Annotated in this window: 2 protein-coding genes and 1 pseudogene; all 3 read right to left on the bottom strand. The window is 70.8% G+C overall.

Translation table 11 applies throughout. From position 1 onward, the window contains the following. The coding region (locus FV230_RS26760) for a hypothetical protein (protein WP_147844537.1) at positions 1-682 on the bottom strand (682 nt) is incomplete at its 3' end. Positions 683-821: 139 nt separating this feature from the next. After that, a complete protein-coding gene (locus FV230_RS26755; RefSeq protein ID WP_147844536.1) occupies positions 822-2,204 on the bottom strand; it encodes a 2-hydroxycarboxylate transporter family protein in 1,383 nt (460 codons plus the stop codon). A 406-nt stretch (positions 2,205-2,610) separates the two neighbouring features. Further along, a pseudogene (locus tag FV230_RS26750) lies at positions 2,611-2,870 on the bottom strand (porin); the annotation flags it as partial.

Raw genomic sequence — 2,870 nt, 5'->3', positions numbered from 1 at the left:
GGGCGGCCGTGCGCAGGTGCGGCAGGCCGATGCCGTCGTCGCCCGCGGTGCCGACGGCCGTCCAGGCCTCGGCCACGAGGCGGTCGGCGAGGCCCGGCAGGCCACGGCAGAGCGTCGCCGCCGTGCTTCGGCCGATCTTCGAGATCACGGCCGCGTGCCGCTCGACCGCCGCGTCCACCGCGGCGGCGGTCTCCGATTCGGCAAGCAGCGGGACCGCGACCGATCGTGCCCCGGGCATGGCCTGCGGCGCGCCCGCGATCAGCCAGCCGAATTGCGGCAGCTCGGCCGCCAGATGCGCGAGGGCGCGCAGGAAGCCCGGCTCCGAGACCGCGCCGACATCGGTCAGGACGATGGATACGGTTCCGGAAACATCTCCGCCATCAAGGCCTTCGGCGAGGATCTCCGTCAGGCGCGCGAAGGTGGTCTCGGGCAGGCAGCGCAGGCCGAGCACCCGCGTCTGGCGCGCCAGCTTGTCGGCCACGGCGGCCGCGATCGCCGTGCTGCCGCTGCCGGCCGGCCCCGACAGGCAGATCGGCCCCCGCGCCTCGGCGACCAGGACCCGGATCCGCCAGACCAGTGCGTCGCGGCCGACGAGGCCGGACGACCGGACGGCCTCGCCGCCGCGCGGGCGGATCGCGCCGGAGCGGCTGGGCGGGAAGGGATCTCGGGCTGTCGCGAGCATCGTGGAGCGTTCCGATTCGGGCCGCCCTTGGCGGTCCCGAAGCAGAGTGTCGGCAGAGGGTGAAGGCTGACTTAACCCAGGGTTGTAACGACTGCGGGAAATGCCCCGGGCGTGCGGTGTCCCGCGGTGCCGGGCCGGGTCAGGCCGGCATCCCGGTCAGCCATCTCAGCGCGACCAGGGTGCCGGTCACGGTGAGCGCGCCGCCGATCCGGGTGGCGATCTGGGCGAACGGCATCAGCGCCATGCGGTTGGCGGCCGTGAGGATCGCCACGTCGCCGGTGCCGCCCTGCCCCGAATGGCAGGCGTTCACGATCGCGGTCTCGATCGGGTACATCCCGAGCAGGCGCCCGACGACGAATCCGGTGCCCATCAGCGTGGTGACGGTGGCGACGATGGTGATCAGGTTGGTGATCGTGAACGCCGCCATCAGCTTGTCCCAGGGCGTCAGCGCGACGCCGATGGCGAAGAGCAGCGGATAGGTCATGCCAGTCTGCACGAACTTGTAGACCACGAAGCCGCCGGCCTGGAGGTGGGGCGAGACCGCGCTCGAGAGCTTGGCCAGCACCGCGAGGAACAGCATCGCCACGGGGGCGGGCAGGCCGGTGAGGTGGTGGGCCATCACGCCGAGGAGGTACAGCGTGATCGCGGTGAGCCCGGCGGCGGCGATGGTCGAGACGTCGACCTGCCCGGAATTCGCCTCGGCCTTCGCGGCGGCGTCGCCGGGGGGCGTCGCATCGTGGTCGGGCTGGAGCTTTCCCTCTCCGGTCAGGTGGGGATAGCGCTTGCCGATGAAGTTCAGGGTGCCGGCGAGGATGATCGCCGTGAGGCTGCCGAGCATCACCGGGGGCAGCACCTGGGCGAACACGTCGCCCTGCGGCTGGCCGAGGATCTGGGCGTAGCCGATCGAGAGCGGGATCGCGCCCTCGCCGACGCCGCCGGCCATGATCGGCACCACGATGTAGAAGAAGGTGTGGCGGACGCCGAGGCCCAGCATCGTCCCGACGAGTGTGCCGACCGCGCCGGCCACCAGCGAGCCCACCGCAAGCGGCACGAAGATCTTGAGGAAGCCCTTGATCAGCACGTCCCGGTCCATCCCCAGGATGGAGCCGACGATGATTGCCGCGATGTAGATGTAGAGGAAGTTGGTGAACTTGGTGAAGTCGACGATCGCCTTCTCGACCTGCGGCGGGATCAACTTGTAGTAGACTAGGGCCGAGGGCACGAAGGTCGCGAAGATCGCCCCCGCACCGATGTTGCGCAGGATCGGAAGGCGCTTGCCGATCTCGGCGCAGGTGAAGCCGCCGAGCACCAGCACGGCGATCATCGTCGGCCCGTCGGGTCGGATCTCGCCCTCGGAGGTCAGGATCGCCAGGAGCACCGCGACGATCGCGTAGATCGGCAGCGGGATGATGCCGATCCGGGTGTCCACCAGGCGCCACCAGCCGAGCGGCCAGAACCGGCGCGTCGGGTCCGAGCCCGGAACGGGCCGATCCGCGAGGGGCGGAGAGAGGGGGCTCGTCACGGGGCGTCCTTCCGAAGATCCGGCCTCTCCGCGGGCCGGCCCGTTCTTGCCGACGGGGTGGTCGTGTCCCGGTCGGTCACGTCGTCGCGACCGACCTGGCCCGGAACTCGTCGAGGCCCGGGCGCCCGCCCGCAGGAGCCTGGATCCGCCGGGACTTCGACGGATTCGGGCTGCGCCGGCACCGTCATCTCATCCCGAAGCCTCCAGGAACGTCAATGGCCAGCGGACGGGCCGGCTGAGAGACCGCGCCGGCTGTCTCCATCCATGACCCGCGGCCGGCCGGGCATGAAAAAAGGCCCGGCGTTGCCGCCGGGCCTCGAAGGATGGATCTCGGGTCTGCAGATGCCCGTCCGTGCGGGTCTCGTCGAAACCCGCGCGGAGCCGACGCCCGATCCGGCGCGTCGCCTCAGAAGTCGCGCTGGACGCGAACCTTGGCCTGGAAGACGTCGTCGCTGGTCGCGGTGCGAACGGCGCCGCCGGCGTTGATCGCGGCGATGCGCGAGTAGGCGGTCGGATCCTTGTCGGTGTCGATCACGCGGCCGTTCTTGACGCCGATCTGGGTGTAGAGGCCTTCCACACCGATATCGAGGTCCTTCACCGGCGACCAGATCAGGCTCGCGCCGGCGACGAACTGGTAGGTGTCGCGAAGCGCCTGGCTGAGCTGGT

The sequence above is a fragment of the Methylobacterium sp. WL6 genome, assembly GCF_008040095.1.
Classification (GTDB): Bacteria; Pseudomonadota; Alphaproteobacteria; order Rhizobiales; family Beijerinckiaceae; genus Methylobacterium.
Note: the sequence above shows the minus strand (reverse complement) of the source record. Positions and strands in the feature narration are given on the sequence as shown.